Source organism: Pallidibacillus pasinlerensis (assembly GCF_009996845.1).
Taxonomy (GTDB): domain Bacteria; phylum Bacillota; class Bacilli; order Bacillales; family Caldibacillaceae; genus Pallidibacillus; species Pallidibacillus pasinlerensis.
This window is the reverse complement of sequence record NZ_JAACYS010000014.1, coordinates 1-17,266: the sequence shown is the minus strand read 5'-3', so window position 1 is coordinate 17,266 and position 17,266 is coordinate 1. Positions and strand designations below refer to the sequence as shown.

Annotated in this window: 15 protein-coding genes and 1 pseudogene; 14 read left to right on the top strand and 2 right to left on the bottom strand. The window is 36.3% G+C overall.

Annotated features, from left to right (window positions below):
- Positions 1–189 precede the first annotated feature (189 nt).
- The 12 genes and pseudogenes from pdhA to GW534_RS04735 all read left to right on the top strand — a co-directional run bounded on the left by pdhA (position 190) and on the right by GW534_RS04735 (position 14,783).
- Positions 190–1,305 carry a pyruvate dehydrogenase (acetyl-transferring) E1 component subunit alpha gene (gene pdhA / locus GW534_RS04790; protein ID WP_161919923.1) on the top strand — a complete coding sequence of 372 codons (1,116 nt, stop codon included), beginning with the start codon at positions 190–192 and terminating at the stop codon, positions 1,303–1,305.
- A gap of 3 nt (positions 1,306–1,308) precedes the next feature.
- Complete coding sequence (locus tag GW534_RS04785; protein WP_161919922.1) at positions 1,309–2,286, top strand: alpha-ketoacid dehydrogenase subunit beta; 978 nt, start codon at positions 1,309–1,311, stop codon at positions 2,284–2,286.
- Between the two features lie 103 nt (positions 2,287–2,389).
- Positions 2,390–4,009 (top strand): dihydrolipoyllysine-residue acetyltransferase, encoded by a 1,620-nt coding sequence (locus GW534_RS04780; protein ID WP_161919921.1) that lies wholly within the window; start codon positions 2,390–2,392, stop codon positions 4,007–4,009.
- 264 nt (positions 4,010–4,273) lie between these two features.
- The gene (lpdA, locus tag GW534_RS04775; RefSeq protein ID WP_161919920.1) at positions 4,274–5,686 is read left to right on the top strand and encodes a dihydrolipoyl dehydrogenase; all 1,413 of its coding nucleotides are present in this window, start codon (positions 4,274–4,276) and stop codon (positions 5,684–5,686) included.
- Between the two features lie 373 nt (positions 5,687–6,059).
- The gene (locus tag GW534_RS04770) at positions 6,060–6,335 is read left to right on the top strand and encodes a DUF485 domain-containing protein (protein WP_161919919.1); all 276 of its coding nucleotides are present in this window, start codon (positions 6,060–6,062) and stop codon (positions 6,333–6,335) included.
- Positions 6,332–7,873 (top strand): solute symporter family protein, encoded by a 1,542-nt coding sequence (locus GW534_RS04765; protein WP_161919918.1) that lies wholly within the window; start codon positions 6,332–6,334, stop codon positions 7,871–7,873. The genes GW534_RS04770 and GW534_RS04765 overlap by 4 nt, the downstream gene beginning before the upstream one ends.
- Positions 7,873–9,636 (top strand): LytS/YhcK type 5TM receptor domain-containing protein, encoded by a 1,764-nt coding sequence (locus tag GW534_RS04760; RefSeq protein WP_161919917.1) that lies wholly within the window; start codon positions 7,873–7,875, stop codon positions 9,634–9,636. Before GW534_RS04765 ends, GW534_RS04760 begins: the two co-directional genes overlap by 1 nt.
- Positions 9,633–10,385, top strand: a complete 753-nt coding sequence (locus tag GW534_RS04755; protein WP_161919916.1) for a LytR/AlgR family response regulator transcription factor — start codon at positions 9,633–9,635, stop codon at positions 10,383–10,385. Before GW534_RS04760 ends, GW534_RS04755 begins: the two co-directional genes overlap by 4 nt.
- A 160-nt stretch (positions 10,386–10,545) precedes the next feature.
- Positions 10,546–10,872 carry a DUF485 domain-containing protein gene (locus tag GW534_RS04750; RefSeq protein ID WP_161919915.1) on the top strand — a complete coding sequence of 109 codons (327 nt, stop codon included), beginning with the start codon at positions 10,546–10,548 and terminating at the stop codon, positions 10,870–10,872.
- Between the two features lie 15 nt (positions 10,873–10,887).
- Positions 10,888–12,424, top strand: a pseudogene (locus GW534_RS04745) (solute symporter family protein).
- A 207-nt stretch (positions 12,425–12,631) separates the two neighbouring features.
- Positions 12,632–14,356, top strand: a complete 1,725-nt coding sequence (locus GW534_RS04740; RefSeq protein ID WP_202630829.1) for a sulfate adenylyltransferase — start codon at positions 12,632–12,634, stop codon at positions 14,354–14,356.
- Positions 14,357–14,654: 298 nt separating this feature from the next.
- Positions 14,655–14,783 carry a GapA-binding peptide SR1P gene (locus tag GW534_RS04735; protein ID WP_161919914.1) on the top strand — a complete coding sequence of 43 codons (129 nt, stop codon included), beginning with the start codon at positions 14,655–14,657 and terminating at the stop codon, positions 14,781–14,783.
- A gap of 128 nt (positions 14,784–14,911) precedes the next feature.
- Here GW534_RS04735 and GW534_RS04730 read toward each other — a convergent pair whose 3' ends face one another.
- A complete protein-coding gene (locus tag GW534_RS04730) occupies positions 14,912–15,043 on the bottom strand; it encodes a DUF5316 family protein (protein ID WP_161919913.1) in 132 nt (43 codons plus the stop codon).
- A gap of 251 nt (positions 15,044–15,294) precedes the next feature.
- On the opposite strand from GW534_RS04730, the gene GW534_RS04725 reads away from it, so the two are divergent.
- Complete coding sequence (locus GW534_RS04725) at positions 15,295–16,254, top strand: NAD(P)H-dependent flavin oxidoreductase (protein WP_161919912.1); 960 nt, start codon at positions 15,295–15,297, stop codon at positions 16,252–16,254.
- Between the two features lie 14 nt (positions 16,255–16,268).
- A complete protein-coding gene (locus GW534_RS04720; RefSeq protein WP_161919911.1) occupies positions 16,269–16,538 on the top strand; it encodes a UPF0223 family protein in 270 nt (89 codons plus the stop codon).
- Between the two features lie 21 nt (positions 16,539–16,559).
- Here the strand turns inward: GW534_RS04720 and GW534_RS04715 are convergent, their stop codons facing one another.
- Positions 16,560–17,189, bottom strand: a complete 630-nt coding sequence (locus GW534_RS04715) for a YktB family protein (protein ID WP_161919910.1) — start codon at positions 17,187–17,189, stop codon at positions 16,560–16,562.
- Between the last annotated feature and the right edge of the window lie 77 nt (positions 17,190–17,266).

Here is a 17,266-nt window from a genome sequence, read left to right as displayed (position 1 = left end):
TATTTTGGATGTTGAAGGTTGTATTAATCCAATCTTAATTTTTTATTAATACAGGGTTTTTATACAATAACGATAACTTCCATTTATTTTGTCGATATTTTAGTGAATAAATGGGAAACATTTTATAGAGGAACACACTTCTATATGTTACCCGGTATTATAAAAATTGTTATAGAAAGGAAGAGACAAATGGCATCAAAAGCAAAAAATGCACAGCTTGATGTTAACAAACAATTAGAAACAATTGATCAACAGTTTCAAACACTTCAAATTTTAAATGAAGAGGGCGAAGTCGTTAACGCTGATGCAATGCCTGATTTAACAGATGAGCAACTACAAGAAATAATGCGTCGTATGGTATACACTCGTATCTTAGACCAACGAAGCACAGCACTTAACCGTCAAGGACGTTTAGGTTTCTACGCACCAACTGCAGGTCAAGAAGCTTCACAAATTGCTTCTCACTTTGCATTAGAAAAAGAAGACTGGATTTTACCGGGATATCGTGATATTCCACAAATCGTTTGGCACGGATTACCACTATATCAAGCGTTCTTATGGTCTCGTGGCCACTATCAAGGTATGAATATACCAGACGGACTAAATATTTATCCACCACAAATTATTATCGGTGCTCAATATGTCCAAACTGCTGGTGTGGCTTTGGGAATTAAGAAAAATGGTGGTAACACGGTTGCTATTACATACACAGGTGATGGTGGTACTTCTCAAGGTGACTTCTACGAAGGTATTAACTTTGCTGGAGCTTACAAAGTACCAGCAATCTTTATCGTTCAAAACAACCGTTACGCAATTTCAACTCCAGTTGACGTTCAAACAGCAGCTCGCACACTTGCTCAAAAAGCAGTTGCAGCAGGAATTCCTGGAATCCAAGTTGATGGTATGGATCCACTAGCAGTTTATGCAGCAGTTAAACAAGCTCGTGAACGTGCAGTAGCAGGCGAAGGTCCAACATTAATTGAAGCTTTAACATACCGTTACGGACCACATACATTAAGTGGTGATGATCCAACTCGTTACCGCACAAAAGAAGAAGACACTGAATGGGAAAGAAAAGACCCATTAGTTCGTTTCCGTAAATATCTAGAAGGCAAAGGCCTATGGAACCAAGAAATGGAAGAACAAGTAATCGAACAAGCTAAAGAAGAAATTAAAGAAGCAATCAAACAAGCAGACGCTGCTCCAAAACAAAAAGTATCTGATCTCATCTCCATTATGAGTAAAAATCTAGATGCGAATTTACAAGAACAGCTAGAAATCTATAAAGAAAAGGAGTCGAAGTAAGCTATGGCTCAAATGACCATGATTCAAGCAATAACTGATGCAATGCGCGTTGAACTTAAACGCGATGAGAAAGTTTTAATCTTCGGGGAAGACGTTGGTAAAAACGGCGGTGTATTCCGTGCGACAGAAGGTCTTCAAGCAGAATTCGGTGAAGACCGTGTGTTTGACACTCCACTTGCAGAATCTGGTATCGGTGGTCTTGCAATAGGTTTAGCGACTCAAGGATTCCGTCCAATTCCAGAAATTCAATTCTTTGGTTTCGTATATGAAGTAATGGATTCCATTGCTGGTCAAATGGCTCGTTATCATTTCCGTACTGGTGGAAAATTTGATATGCCAATTGTTGTCCGCTCACCATTCGGTGGTGGTGTTGCTACACCAGAAATGCACGCGGACAGTTTAGAAGGATTGATGGCTCAAACACCAGGTCTTAAAGTTGTTATTCCATCTACACCATATGATGCAAAAGGATTATTAATTTCCGCGATCCGTGATAATGATCCAGTCATTTTCTTAGAGCACATGAAACTTTACCGTTCATTCCGTCAAGAAGTACCAGAAGGTGAATACACAATTGAACTTGGAAAAGCTGACGTGAAACGTGAAGGTAAAGATATATCGATCATTACTTATGGTGCTATGGTACATGAATCATTAAAAGCTGCAGAAGAATTAGAAAAAGAAGGTTACTCTGCAGAAGTTATCGACTTAAGAACTGTGCATCCATTAGATATTGAAACAATTGTTAAATCTGTTGAGAAAACAAACCGTGCAATTGTTGTTCAAGAAGCACAACGTCAAGCAGGTATTGCAGCGAACGTTATAGCAGAAATTAACGAACGCGCAATTCTAAGTTTGGAAGCTCCTGTTTTACGTGTAACAGCACCTGATACAGTTTATCCATTTGCACAAGCAGAACCAGTATGGCTTCCAAATTACAAAGACGTTATTGATACTGCGAAAAAAGTTTTAACTTTCTAATTTAAAATATAATGATGGACGAAATTGATCGAATCTATTTCGTCCCATCTTTTTTTGCATAAAAATAAGTTCAACATGAAAACTACCACTAGGAGGGATATTCGTGGCATTCGAATTTAAATTACACGATATCGGTGAAGGAATCACTGAAGGCGAAATCGTAAAATGGTTCGTAAAACCAGGCGACGAAGTAAAAGAAGACGATGTTCTTGTAGAAATCCAAAATGATAAATCAGTAGTTGAATTACCTTCTCCAGTAGCAGGAAAAGTATTAGAAATTAAAGTACAAGAAGGACAAGTGGCAGTTGTAGGTGACACTTTAATTACTATTGATACACCTGGATATGAAAAAGCAACAGCAGACGCTCCTTCTGAAGCACCAGCTGAAGAAGGAGCACCACAAGCAGCTCCAGCAACTGGCGGTGTTTCCTTATTCGAATTCAAACTTCATGATATCGGCGAAGGAATCAATGAAGGTGAAGTCGTAAAATGGTTCGTAAAACCAGGCGACGAAGTAAAAGAAGACGATGTTCTTGTAGAAATTCAAAATGATAAATCAGTAGTAGAATTATCTTCTCCAGTAGCAGGAAAAGTATTAGAAATTAAAGTACAAGAAGGACAAGTAGCAGTTGTAGGTGATACTTTAATCACATTTGATGCTCCAGGATACGGAACAGCAACTGCGGCACCAGCTGAAGCAGCAACTCCTGCAGCACCTGCTCAAGCAGAGGCTCCAAAAGCAGCAGCACCTGCACCGCAAGCTGGTAACGTTGATCCGAACCGTAAAGTTATTGCAATGCCAAGTGTTCGTAAATATGCACGTGAAAAAGGTGTAGATATTCGTTTAGTAGCAGGTTCTGGTAAAAACGGTCGTGTTGTTAAAGCGGATATTGATGCATACTTAACTGGTGGACAAGCTCCAGTTGCAGCTGAAACTCAAGCAGCAGCACCAGTTCAAGCAGCGCAAGAAGCAAAAGCTGAAACTGCAGCTCCTAAAGCTCCAGTTGTACCAGCGGCTGAATACCCAGAAACACGCGAGAAAATGTCTGGTATTCGTCGTGCGATTGCTAAGAAAATGGTTCAATCTAAAACTACTGCTCCACACGTAACGTTAATGGATGAAGTTGATGTTACAAAACTTTGGGAGCACCGTAAGAAATACAAACAAGCTGCCCTTGATAAAGGTGTTAAACTTTCATTCTTACCATATGTTGTTAAAGCGTTAGTAAGTGCTCTACGTGAGTACCCTGCTTTAAACCAATCATTAGATGAAGAAACACAAGAAATTATTCAAAAACATTATTACAATATCGGTATTGCAGCAGATACTGATAAAGGTTTAATGGTTCCTGTTATTAAAAATGCAGACAGTAAATCTATGTTCACAATTGCTGGTGAAATTAACGAATTAGCTGATAAAGCACGTAACGGTAAACTTTCTGCTGATGAAATGAGAGGCGGTTCTGCTACAATCTCTAACATCGGTTCTGTTGGTGGACAATGGTTCACACCAGTATTAAACTACCCTGAAGTTGCAATTTTAGGTGTAGGACGTATTGCTGAAAAACCAATTGTTAGAGATGGCGAAATTGTTGCTGCACCAATGTTAGCATTATCATTAAGCTTCGATCACCGTTTAATCGATGGTGCTACAGGACAAAGTGCATTAAATCATATTAAACGTTTATTAAGCGATCCTGAACTTCTATTATTAGAAGTTTAATCTGATACGTTTATATATATGACAGAAGTTGCGCAATTTCGAACATTTAATTTGTTTGTTTATTCAATCATAAACTCGTGCGTAAATTTCCATATATTGTTATACTATTTATGGGGCGTATGAGTTTGAAACAAAATACGAATGGAGAAATTTTTGCAACTTCTGTCTTACTTTTAAATGTAAAGTAAAAGACAGAGTTACAACTCTACATACATTGTGGAGGAAGTGCGACCCAGAATTTAACTTTATGGAGGCGTTACAAAAATGGTAGTAGGAGATTTCCCAATCGAAACAGATACAATCGTTATTGGGGCTGGTCCAGGGGGATATGTAGCCGCTATACGTGCAGCACAATTAGGTCAAAAAGTAACGATTGTAGAAAAAAATGAAGTTGGTGGAGTTTGCTTAAACGTTGGTTGTATTCCATCAAAAGCTCTTATTAACGTAGGTCATAAATATTTAGATGCTAAAGAATCCGAAGCAATCGGTGTTACAGCTGAACAAGTGAAAGTTGACTGGTCAAAAGTTCAAGCTTTCAAAGAGAGTGTTGTTAAAAAATTAACTGGCGGAGTTGCTGGTTTATTAAAAGGTAATAAAGTTGAAGTCGTTAAAGGTGAAGCTTTCTTCATAGATAGCAATTCACTACGTGTAATTGGCGAAAACTCTGCACAAACATATAAATTTAAAAATGCGATTGTTGCAACTGGTTCTCGTCCAATTGAAATCCCAACATTCAAATTCTCAAAACGTGTACTTGACTCAACAGGTGCTTTAAACTTACAAGAGCTTCCAAAAGAAATTGTTATTATCGGTGGAGGCGTTATCGGTTTAGAACTAGGCGGCGTTTATGCTAACTTTGGTACAAAAGTTACAATTTTAGAAGGTACATCTGACATTCTAGGTGGAAACTATCCAAAACAAATGACACAACTTGTGAAGAAAAACTTCAAAGCTAAAGGTGCTGAAATTATTACGAACGCCATGGCTAAAGGCGTTGAAGAAAGCGACACAGGCGTTGAAGTAACATACGAAGTTGGTGGAAAAGAAGAAAAAGTTTCTGCAGAATACGTATTCGTTATGGTTGGTCGTCGTCCAAACACTGATGAGCTTGGTCTTGAGCAAGCAGGTGTTAAACTAACTGATCGTGGATTAGTTGAAATTGACAAACAATGCCGTACAAATGTACCAAACATTTATGCAATCGGTGATATTGTTGCAGGTCCACAACTTGCTCATAAAGCTTCTTATGAAGGTAAAATTGCAGCTGAAGCAATCGCTGGACAACCATCTGAAATTGATTACTTAGGAATTCCAGCAGTTGTATTCACTGACCCTGAACTTGCTACAGTTGGTTACACTCCTGAGCAAGCAAAAGAAGAAGGAATTGAAGTTACAGTTGCTAAATTCCCATTTGCAGCTTCAGGTCGTTCACTAGCATTAAACAACACAGATGGTTTCTACCAATTAGTTGTTCGTAAAGAAGACGGTGTTGTTATCGGTGGACAAATTGCAGGTCCAAATGCGTCTGATTTAATTGCTGAAGTAGGTCTAGCTGTTGAAGCTGGTATGACTGCAGAAGATATCGCATTAACAATCCATGCTCACCCAACTTTCGGTGAAAATGCAATGGAAGCTGCTGAAGTAGCTTTAGGTACACCAATTCATATTATTAAATAATATTCAACTATGAAAGCTATCTCTAAGTATTTAGGGATAGCTTTTTTTAATATATAAAATATGTAATTCTATTTTTTGCCTGTTATCCATATATACATTTGTAGGTGATCATATTGAAAAAACGAGACAGTAAGTTTAGATGGGTTGTATTTGCAACGGTATTATTTACTTATTTAATTATGTCGAATTAGTTTAGTTACAGAAAAAGAAATGGTGAGGGAAAGGAATACATAATTTAAGTAAAATAAAATACATTGAAATTACGAATCTATTATTCAGTCAATCATTCAACTTTACAATAGTTCTTTATTTTTGTATCATTTTGGTGATAATATTATGAATATTAAATCTATTTATCAAGGTGAGATAAGAGATGGAAGAAAAACTTCTAAATTATATTTATCGTAAAAGGAAAAGGTTGTTTATTATTTTGATTTTCGCTTTATTATTTTATTTTTTCCTACCTTTATCTCTTATTTTTATCCCTGAAATCATGAACAAACCGAGTTTTTTATTCAATCTCCCTTGGGCTTGGGTATATGCAATTTTACAATTTCCGATGACTTGGTTATTTTGTAGCATCTATCATCGAAAGGCTAAAAAAGATGAACAAGAGTTGGATGCGATAAAAGGGGAAGATGTAAATTGAATCCTACCTATTTTTTATTGTTAATTTATATTATCGTTTGTACATTAATTATTACATATTGGGCGGCAAAGCATAGTGGGACAACGAAACAATATTATATTGCTAGCGGCACTTTGACCGGTTATCAAAATGGTATGGCAATCTCCGGCGATTTTATTAGTGCTGCATCGTTTCTCGGAGTTGTCGGAATGATTGCTCTCCGTGGTTATGACGGTTTTTTATATTCGATTGGCTTTTTAGTTTCTTACAACGTTGTGTTATTTCTCGTAAGTGAGCCAGTTCATCGATTAGGAAAATTTTCTTTAGGCGATGTAGTGTGTTCAAGGTTTCCAGGACAAAAGATGCGTCTAATTATGGCGATATGTACATTTATCATTTCCTTACTTTATATGATTCCTCAACTTGTTGCTTCCGGCTTTTTACTTCGATTGTTATTAGATCTTAATTATTCAGTTTCGGTTTTGCTTATAGGGACGATAATGACGATTTATGTTGTTGTCGGTGGGATGATTGCGACTTCATGGGTGCAAATTATTAAAACGGTTCTCCTTATGTCAGGTACTTTTTTATTGACGCTAATAGTTTTATCTAACTTTAATTGGGATTTGACGCTTTTTTTAAATAAAGTAGAAGAAGGTACCCCTTTAGGAGAGCAATTTTTCTTACCAGGACATTTATTTAATATACCGATTGAATTTCTTTCTTTACAACTGTCTTTAGTTTTAGGAACGGCAGGACTCCCGCACATATTAATGCGTTTATTTACAGTTCGTAATACATATGAAGTTCGTAAATCTCTTATTAGTGCAACATGGATTATCGGACTCTTTTATTTTATGACATTAATACTTGGCTTTGGAACTGTAGCACTGTTAGGTTATGAGGCATTAATTGCAAAAGATCCAACAGGTAATTTAGCAGCACCATTACTTGCAAAAGTGGTAGGGGGAGATTTTTTACTAGCTTTTGTCTCAGCAGTGGCGTTTACCACGATTGTTGCGGTCGTATCAGGTCTTGCGATTTCGGCGACAATTGCATTTTCTCATGATATTTTTTTCCATATATTAAAAAAGGGAAAAACAACAGAAAGAGAGCAAGTGCGATCAGCTCGTATTACGGCATTCATTATTGGTTTACTTTCTACTTTATTTGCACTGCGTTTAGAATCAATAAATGTTACATCCCTCGTTTCCATGACATTTACAGTTGCAGCATCAAGTGTGTTTCCAGTATTAGTTTTAACAATCTATTGGAAACGTTTTACTAGTGTTGGCGCAATTACAGCGATTGTGAGCGGAATACTTGCTTCCTTTATTTTTGTCGTTCTTGGACCATATGTAATGAATCCGAGTGATGGATTGTTTAAAACAGAAGCCATTTTCTCCTTATATAATCCTGGGATTGTGACGATCCCAATTGGTTTTCTAGGTGGGATATTAGGGAGCCTACTTTCAAAACGAATAAAACAAAAAGAAACAGATTTTAACTCATTTTATATTAAAGCCCAATCCGGTTATTCATCAAGGGGAGAGAGCTAATGTTGAATTTAACGATTACACTATTCGAGCGTCTCGGTATTCTCCTCATCATTGCCTTTGTTATGACGAGAACACCTGGCTTTAAATCGTTATTATATCGTAAATATAGTTTAAGCATGTCGCTCGTACATACTTTAGTGTTCGGTATATTTGGTATCGCTAGTACTATGGTCGGGATCGTCATTCAAGAAAATGTGAAAATTAGCCACTCTCTTATTTTATTTCCTGTGGGAGATGACTATTTAGTTGTTAGTATGAGCCTTGTTGCCATTGTTATTGCAGGGTTATTGGGAGGACCGTTACTCGGTTTCGGTGCTGGCGTTATAGCAGGTGTTCATTTGTTGTTTTTAGGTGGGATAGGGGCGGAAGCAAATGCACTCATTAATCCGTTAACTGGTCTACTTGCCGGACTTACAGCACGATTTTTTTCCAATGAACGGGTAATATCCCCTTTTAAAGCGTTATTTATCGGTGTTTTTCCGCCTATTTTACATATGCAATTTTTGCTCATTTTTTATTTAGATCATATTAGTATGATTGAAATTGTAAATACTATTGGTTTACCGTTAATTTTAACGAACAGTACAGCGATTGCTATTTTTACAGCGATGATTGGTATCGTATTACGTGAACAGGAAAATGAGGCAGCGTTAGCATCTAGACAAGCTTTAACAATTGCAAAAGAGGCCATACCGTTTTTAAAAAATGATTCAGAACTTGATGTGGCAAAAGGGCTAGCAAACTTATTATTTGATCGATTAAAGCTAGCAGCTGTTTCTGTTGCTAACCAACGAACGGTTTTAGTGCATAAAGGTATCGGTGAAGACCATCATCAAAATGGGGATAAAATTAATTCAATTGGTGCAATAAGAGCGTTTGAAACAAAAAATTTACAAATTTCCTATGAAAAATCAGAATTAAAATGTATAGAAAAGAACTGTCTGTTAGAAGCGGCCATTTTCATTCCAATTATCGAGGATAACCAAGTAACATATCTTATTACATTTTATTTTCGTAAAGCTGAACATATTTCCCAAGTTGAGTTGACAATGGCACAAGGAATCGGTCAATTTTTGTCGGATCAATTAAATATGGTAAGTACGGAAAAATTGAAGGCGAATATACGCGATGCTGAATTACGTAATTTACAAGCACAAATTAATCCCCATTTTTTATTTAATACGCTACAATTAATAGCTGGATTGTTCCGAGAAAACCCGACGAATGCTCGACATATTACATTACAATTAGCGAGTTTTATGCGATTTAACTTACGTTTAGTTTCAAAGTCAGTTGTTGAACTAGAAAAGGAGTGTGAACATGTCGAGGCTTATAGGGATATTATTCGAGAGCGATTTAAAGGAAGATTACAAATATATTTTAGTAAGCCAGAAGATTTATCTAATATTTATATACCTCCAGCTACAATCCAACCTTTAGTCGAAAATTCAATTAATCACGGCTTAAAACAGAAAATTAAAGATGCTAAAATTGAAATAGTAATAAAGAGGGAGAAAGATAGATTAATAATTTCAGTACGTGATAATGGTATAGGATTTCCGGAAGAACTATTGGCGATAGTTGGTAATAAGCCCCTTGGTTCAGATCAAAATGGCGGTACAGGCCTTTACAATGTCAATCAACGTTTAATTCGTTTGTTAGGTGAATCGTCGAATCTTCACTTTCGGAATTTAAATAAAGGCGGCAGTGAAGTGTGTTTTTCCATTCCAATTTCCAATCAAACAGAAGGGGTGATGGGATGAAAATTCGTGTGATGATTGCAGAAGATGAATCAATGGCACGAAAAGAATTGCTTTATTTATTAGAAGAGGAAAAAGATATTATTGTAACTCCCCATGCAGAAACTGGTGAACAATTGATTGAATTATATTTTGAACATAAGCCGGACGGGATCTTTCTCGATGTTGAAATGCCAGGATTAACCGGATTGGAAGCGGCAAGATATATTAAAAACCACGCGAAAGAAAATCCACCTTTATTTGTGTTTACGACTGCCTATGATGAATATGCGATGGATGCCTTTGATATTGAAGCTGTTGACTATTTGTTGAAACCCTTTGAAGAAAAAAGGTTCAGACGGATGATGGAACGAGTGCGGAAAAGTATAGTGAATGTAAGAAACTCGAAAAAAATAGAGGAGGAAACGGTAAAACTAAAGGTGGCAAAATTATTAATTGATGATGGGGAGCGGATGGTTTTAGTTTCACCGGATTCGATTTATTATGCTGTTCCGAATAACCGTTTACTTGAAATTCATACAGAGGATAAAGTGATTTTCAGCCGTATGACATTACAAGAACTTGAAAAAAAACTAGAAGGGCAATCGTTTTTTCGTCCACATCGTAGCTATTTAGTAAATCTTAATCATGTTTTAGAAATTACACCATGGTTTAATGGTACAAGTAACTTAACTTTAAAAGATAAAAATCGTACGAAAATCCCGGTCAGCCGAACAGCAAGTAAAATGATTTTGCAAATATTCAAGAAATAAAGGATAATGTTTTAAAAATGTTGACCTCCATTGTACTACCATTCATCTGCAGTAAGTAACCATTCAACCTAAATTTTCAACGGTTTGCCATTTTTTTACCCCTTAAATATTCAGAATAAATATAATTATCTGCAAACAAATGAAGGGGGGATTAGTTCAAATGGCACAAGAACAATTACAAAAAGAAAAGAGAGTTATTGATTATGAAAAGGTGCAAAGTAGTCCACAGTTTAAGCAGTTTTTACAAAGGAAAAGGAAATTTATTATTCCAATGGTTATTTTCTTTATGATATTTTACTTTTTATTACCAATTTTCACATCGTATACGACCTTTTTAAACACATCAGCGATTGGTGATATTTCGTGGACATGGATTTTCGCCTTTGCACAATTTATTATGGTTTGGACTTTAAGTAGTATTTACGTAAGAAAGGCAGCATCTTTTGATAAGGAAGCGGACGAAATTATTCGCGACCAGTTGAAATAAAGGAGGTCATAGGCAATGGATCCAATAGTTGTCTCGCTATTTTTAGCAATCGTTGTACTAACGTTATATGTCACATATGTGGCGGCAAAACGAACAAAATCAACCGGTGACTTTTACACAGCCGGTGGAAGTTTAACCGGATTTCAAAACGGATTAGCGATTGCAGGAGATTATTTGTCAGCAGCATCTTTTTTAGGAATTGCTGGGATGATTGCATTACAAGGTTTTGACGGTTTTTTTTTACAGTATCGGATTTTTAATCGCCTATTTAGTCGTATTATTCCTTGTAGCTGAACCATTACGGAATCTTGGTAAATATACGTTAGCAGATATGATTAATGCCCGTTTTGATGCAAGAAAAGTTCGCGGAGCAGCTGCCCTTAGTACGATTACGATTGTCTTGTTTTATATGATTGCTCAGCTCGTCGGCGCGGGAGCTTTAATCCAACTGTTATTTGATATCCCGTATTGGGTTGCGGTTTTAATCGTCGGTGTGATGATGACGATTTATGTACTCTTTGGCGGGATGTTTGCTACAAGTTGGGTTCAAATTATAAAAGCAGTTCTATTGATGGCCGGGATGATTATTATGGCGTTCATGGTGTTGTGGCAATTCAATTTCAATATCGGTGCGATGTTCACTGAGGTAAAAACAGCAACTAGCCACGGTGCTAATTATTTAAATCCTGGACTTAAATATACAGAGCCATTAGGTACACTTTCACTCATGTTAGCTTTAGTACTAGGTACATCAGGACTACCACATATTTTAATGCGATTCTTTACGGTTAAAGATGCACAAACAGCGAGAAAATCAGTCATTACTGCGACATGGACAATTGGGATATTCTATATTTTAACCCTATTTCTCGGATTTGGAGCTGCGATTTATGTAGGTGAGAGTGAAATTTTAGCAGCGAACCCAGGTGGAAATATGGCAGCGCCACTACTTGCTGAAGCCATTGGTGGAAATATTCTATTTGCCTTAATTTGCGCTGTTGCCTTTGCAACAATTTTAGCTGTTGTTGCTGGACTCGTTCTATCTGGTGCATCAGCCTTCGCTCATGATTTATATGGTCAAATTATTAAAAAGGGGAGAATCTCAGAAAGACAACAAATGTTGGCAGCTCGATTTGCTGCATTAGGCGTATCTGTAGTATCCATTATTTTATCATTAGGTGCTCAATACTTAAATGTAGCATTCTTAGTATCTTTAGCATTTTGTATTGCAGCGAGTGCAAATCTACCGGTTATTCTATACACCGTTTATTGGAAGCGCTTTAACACAACGGGTGCTGTCAGTGCGCTTTTAGCTGGATTATTCTCAGCGTTAATTTTAGTTTCGATTAGTCCGAGTGTCTTTTCACCTGTAGAAGGAGCAGCTTTGTTTGTTGGAGAACCAATCTTTCCGTTAGATAACCCGGCTATTGTGAGTGTACCAGTCGGATTTCTAGCTGGTTATTTAGGTACGATTTTATCAAAAGAATACGATCCAAAACGCTTTGCCGAAGTATCAGTTCGTGCCCATACAGGTTTTAGAGAACATAAATAATACGAAATGTTCAAAAAATAAAAGCAAATTATTTTGAATCTTAAAATAAGTTTGATAAAATTCAATTAAAATAATATTCCCAAAAAGCATGCACTTAAAATTGTTTTAAAGGGGTCAAAACGAAGGGGTGTGTCATATTTTTTGGGAATATCTCTTTTTCATTTTTAATTCATACAGATACAAATAGTTTTAGGGGATGAGGTGAAGATGATGAAAAATCAAGCAGTAAAAGTTGAGGAAACAAAAACTAAATATCCTCAACAACCGCATGGGGGAAAATTAGTAGATCGAGTATTAACAGGAAAGGAAAGAGAAGAAGCGTTAGAGCGCGCAAAACAATTGCCGAAAATAATGGTCGACTTAGAAGCAGTCATTACGTTAGAAATGATTGCTACGGGTGTTTTATCTCCAAATGAAGGGTTTATGAACGAAGCTGATTATAAATCGGTGTTAGAAACAGGGAGATTATCAAATGGACTAGTTTGGCCAGTCCCATTAAGTTTTGCGCCGATTGGTGATAGGAATAAAGAAGTTATTCAAACGTTATCTATTGGGGATGAAGTAGCATTAATTGATGAGTCTATGACACCAATTGCACTATTAAAATTAGAAGATATTTTTGAATATGATCGGGATTATCGTGCGCAACATTTGTTTGGTACAACTGACCGCAACCACCCAGGTGTTGATGCTATTTATCGTAGAATGGGAGACACAGCTTTAGCTGGACCAGTTAAACTATTAAATCGTGTAAACTGGGGACCTTTTGAATCGTTACGCTTGGAACCAAAGGAAACTTGGAAATTGTTTTACGAGGAGAAAAAATTTAAAACAGTTGCTGGTTTCATTACCGGGGCAAACCCATTACACCGTGGCCATGAGTATATCCACCGCAACGCTTTAGAAGAAATGGATGGATTATTCGTTCAGCCACTCGTAGAAATGGCAAAACGGGAATATACGAGACATGAGTTCCGGATGTTATCATATCGAGCTGTACTTAATACTTACTATCCTAAAGAGAGAACGGTTTTAGCGCCTTTACGTGTTACTTATATTTTCGCTGGACCTCGTGAAGCAGTTCTTCATGCATTAATTATGAAAAACTATGGTTGTACCCATGCTTTAATTGGACGTGACCACGCAGGTGTAGGCGAGTATTACGATAAATATGCAAGCCATACTGTATTTGATACGTTTACAAGTGAAGAATTAGGTATTGATATTCGCTTATTCCATGAAGTGTTTTATTGTACCCGTTGCGATAGCCCTGCAACAGAACAGACTTGTCCACACGATAATCGTTATCGTATCAATATTTCGGGTACAGGTATTCGTGAATTATTACGTTATGGTGTGTTACCACCAAAAGAAATCGTTCGTCCGGAGTCAGCACGAATTGCAATGCAAGGAATTCAACCTAAAGGTGTGGACGAAAACGGTGAAGCGATTAATCCAGTTGGCAAAACGATTAAATCGATTTTCCCATATTATTTACATTCGAAAGGAATTGGTGGACCTAAACGTGAACGTCCGCTTGAAGTTAGTGAGTTAACAATTGAAGATTTAGAACAAGCTATAAAAGATGTCCGTGAAAATGCGGATCGTATTTATAAAGATATTTTTGAAGAATTTAGTTATGTAACTGATACACGGAGATCAGTACAACCAGAGTGGATAGCCGAAGCTCGTGAAGCGATAAAACAACAACAAGAAATGGTAGTTGAAAACTTAACAGAAAAGGTAGAAAATGCACCAGAAAAAGCATCCGATGAATTTTTATATCAAGATAAATCGGAAGCCCAACGTGAACTTGATGTTGCGAAGAAAATCTTAGAAGATATTCCATCAGCATTACGAAAAGAAGACCTTGTATATCGTACTTGGAACCCATTACCATATAAACGTTATCGAGGTGCAGACGAAGAATAAACGTTATTCCTCCCCTAATCAATAGTAATAAATATTTGCTAAACTCCCAAAAAGTCACCTGTATCTCTATAGTGGAGTATACAGGTGTTTTTTTGTTCGAAGTATAGAAAAAAACTAGGCTAATATCTAAAATGAGTACCGTTGAACATCAATAGTATGACACATTTATTGTTTTTTTTAAAAAATGATGTAAAATATGTTGACAAAGCCTTTAAAGTGATATATTATTAAGACACAAATTAAATAGTATGTCACATTAAATCGTTGTGACCTTATAAAAATTTAGGGGGAATTGGTAATGGGTCAAATCGTATGCTCTACTTGCAATTCAACTGTAGAATTTTTCGAGGATGAAAAAGTAACAATTCTTTATAGTGTTTGCCCACATTGTGGAAAAGATCATAATCACGAAGATAACGAAAATTAATTAAACATAGGGGTTTCGTATAAGACAGATAGCATTTCGCTATCTGTTTTTTGTAGTGAAAAATATGAACTTTTTAGGTACTTTATTTATAAAAAGTATATTAATCCAGCAATTATTCCTATTTTTGTTCAAAAGTCTCGATGCTCCTCTGTTTCTGAATGAAAATTCGCTCTTTGCTGTTGTCCATCCGTCCAAACCCCAATAAAAATACCAGGAATAATAATGCTTATGATTCCAACGATAATAAACAAGTTAAACATCTGAATACCCCCTTCCTATCAATTATTCCACCTGAAATTTGGATATAGATATGTTTTGCGAAACCTTTTTTAGAACATTTAACTAATTATCAATAATAATGCTAATGAATGATGTATTAGTGGCAACACGATTAAAGAATGTTGTATTTTGTTTAAATAATATATTATGATTTTGGAGCCAGATATGTGTCACGCTCAACTTACTTTGATATACTAAACTGTATACAAAGGTGTAATTTTGGGGGGATTATATGAAAAACTGGGAAACGAGAGTTACGACATTACTTAATATTAAATATCCAATCATCCAGGGTGGATTAGCTCATTTAGCCTATAGTGAATTAGCAGCAGCGGTAAGTAATGCGGGTGGTCTTGGACAAATTACTGCAATGAGTTTGCCAAATCCAGACCGTTTACGTGAGGAAATACGTAAAGTGAGATCGTTAACAGATAAGCCTTTTGGCGTTAACTTTGCCATTGGCCAACATGGTCGTTTCTTTACAGACTTTTTACAGGTTGCAGTGGAAGAAGAAGTTCCTGTCGTTTCTGTCACTGGTGGTAACCCGGCTCCGTTTTTTGATGAATTAAAAGGAGTAAATGTGAAAAAACTTGTATTAGTATCAGCTAGAAGACAAGCGGTAAAAGCGGAACAACTTGGTGCCGATGCTGTGATGGTTGTTGGTCAAGAAGGTGGTGGCCATTTAGGTAGGGATGACGTTTCAACTCTTGTTTTAGTTCCACAAGTTGTTGATAGTGTATCAATTCCAGTCATTGCATCAGGTGGAATCGGTGACGGTCGAGGTCTCATGGCTGCTTTAAGTTTAGGTGCTGAAGGTATTGAGATGGGAACTCGTTTCATTGCGACTCAAGAATGTGTTCATGCCCATGAAAGCTACAAACAAGCTTTAATTGAAGGGGATGAAAGAAGTACCGTTGTAATTAAACGATCCCTAGGTGCACCAGCAAGAGCCATTCGTAATGAATGGACAGAAAAGATTTTGGAACTGGAAGAAAAAGGGGCAACCTATGAAGATTTAAAAGATTACATATCAGGTAATGCAAATAAGAAATGGATTCATGATGGAAAAGAAAAGGAAGGATTCGGTTGGGCAGGTCAAGTAATGGGTCTTATTAAAGATGTCCCTACTGTAGAAGAATTGTTTAATCGAATGATTAAAGAGGCAGAAGAAATTCGCCAAAGATGGCAATGATAGGAGTGTAATTAGTGAATTATTCATATCCAATTTCGATAGATTGGTCAACGGAAGAAATCGTAAAGGTTGTCCAATTTTTCGAAGCAATAGAAAAAGTTTATCATCAAGGTGTAAAGCGTAATGAATTAATGGATAAATATCGAAAATTTAAGGATGTTGTTCCTAGTATTGGTGAAGAGAAAAGAATCTTTCGCGAATTTGAAGATGTAAGCGGCTTTTCATCGTATAAAGTAGTGAAAATGATGAAAGAAAATAGTGGGGATATCTTGATTAAACTATAAAAAGGGGGATTGCACCCCTTTTTAATTTAATTCACCTGAATAAGACATTTTATAAAGAGGAATTAATGTTTTAAATGTTTCAATTGTATAGTCAAGGAATTTTTCTCCATCTAAAAGAAGTGGATCTCCCTTTGCAATATTTTTTCCAATTAACAATTCCGCTTTTTTCACATTTTTAAAACGAGTTAAAGCATCTTCCAAATTTAGCTCAGAAATAGGTGTGGCATTTTTTTGCATATGATCCATAGAAATGACGAAATCTTCAGGTACAATGTTTTTTACTTCCTCTAAATTGTTTAGGAAATTTTGAGCAATTTGCACTTTATTAGGCAGTTCATAAATGTATGCAAGCCAAATGAACACGTGATCATCAAATAATCCGACTTGAAAATGCGGATATTTTTTATACCCTCGTTTGTTTGGACCGATTGCTAACCACGTATCCTTCGGTGGATTGACCGTCCGTCTTGCATGTTTTGCGATATGTAAATGCATTTCACTTCCAATTTGCGCCGATAATTCCATCGTTAACAGTTCCCCAATTTGACGAAACTTAGGTTGAATTTGTTCCCGTATTGCACTCATTCTTTCATCTAAACCATCTATTGTAAAAACATTAAAGTCTTTATCTGTAAAACGAGTAAAACACATATTTTAACCTCTCCACAAATTTTTTATAAATATTTTAACATAATCTGGATTAAGATACCAAAATAGTATCTTTTCAT

Excerpts from the sequence above, each read along its gene's own strand:
- pdhA (WP_161919923.1), top strand. The coding sequence starts at position 190 with ATGGCATCAAAAGCAAAAAATGCACAGCTTGATGTTAACAAACAATTA.
- GW534_RS04785 (WP_161919922.1), top strand. The coding sequence starts at position 1,309 with ATGGCTCAAATGACCATGATTCAAGCAATAACTGATGCAATGCGCGTT.
- lpdA (WP_161919920.1), top strand. The coding sequence starts at position 4,274 with ATGGTAGTAGGAGATTTCCCAATCGAAACAGATACAATCGTTATTGGG.
- GW534_RS04770 (WP_161919919.1), top strand. The coding sequence starts at position 6,060 with ATGGAAGAAAAACTTCTAAATTATATTTATCGTAAAAGGAAAAGGTTG.
- GW534_RS04760 (WP_161919917.1), top strand. The coding sequence starts at position 7,873 with ATGTTGAATTTAACGATTACACTATTCGAGCGTCTCGGTATTCTCCTC.
- GW534_RS04755 (WP_161919916.1), top strand. The coding sequence starts at position 9,633 with ATGAAAATTCGTGTGATGATTGCAGAAGATGAATCAATGGCACGAAAA.
- GW534_RS04750 (WP_161919915.1), top strand. The coding sequence starts at position 10,546 with ATGGCACAAGAACAATTACAAAAAGAAAAGAGAGTTATTGATTATGAA.
- GW534_RS04740 (WP_202630829.1), top strand. The coding sequence starts at position 12,632 with ATGATGAAAAATCAAGCAGTAAAAGTTGAGGAAACAAAAACTAAATAT.
- GW534_RS04735 (WP_161919914.1), top strand. The coding sequence starts at position 14,655 with ATGGGTCAAATCGTATGCTCTACTTGCAATTCAACTGTAGAATTTTTC.
- GW534_RS04730 (WP_161919913.1), bottom strand. The coding sequence starts at position 15,043 with ATGTTTAACTTGTTTATTATCGTTGGAATCATAAGCATTATTATTCCT.
- GW534_RS04725 (WP_161919912.1), top strand. The coding sequence starts at position 15,295 with ATGAAAAACTGGGAAACGAGAGTTACGACATTACTTAATATTAAATAT.
- GW534_RS04715 (WP_161919910.1), bottom strand. The coding sequence starts at position 17,189 with ATGTGTTTTACTCGTTTTACAGATAAAGACTTTAATGTTTTTACAATA.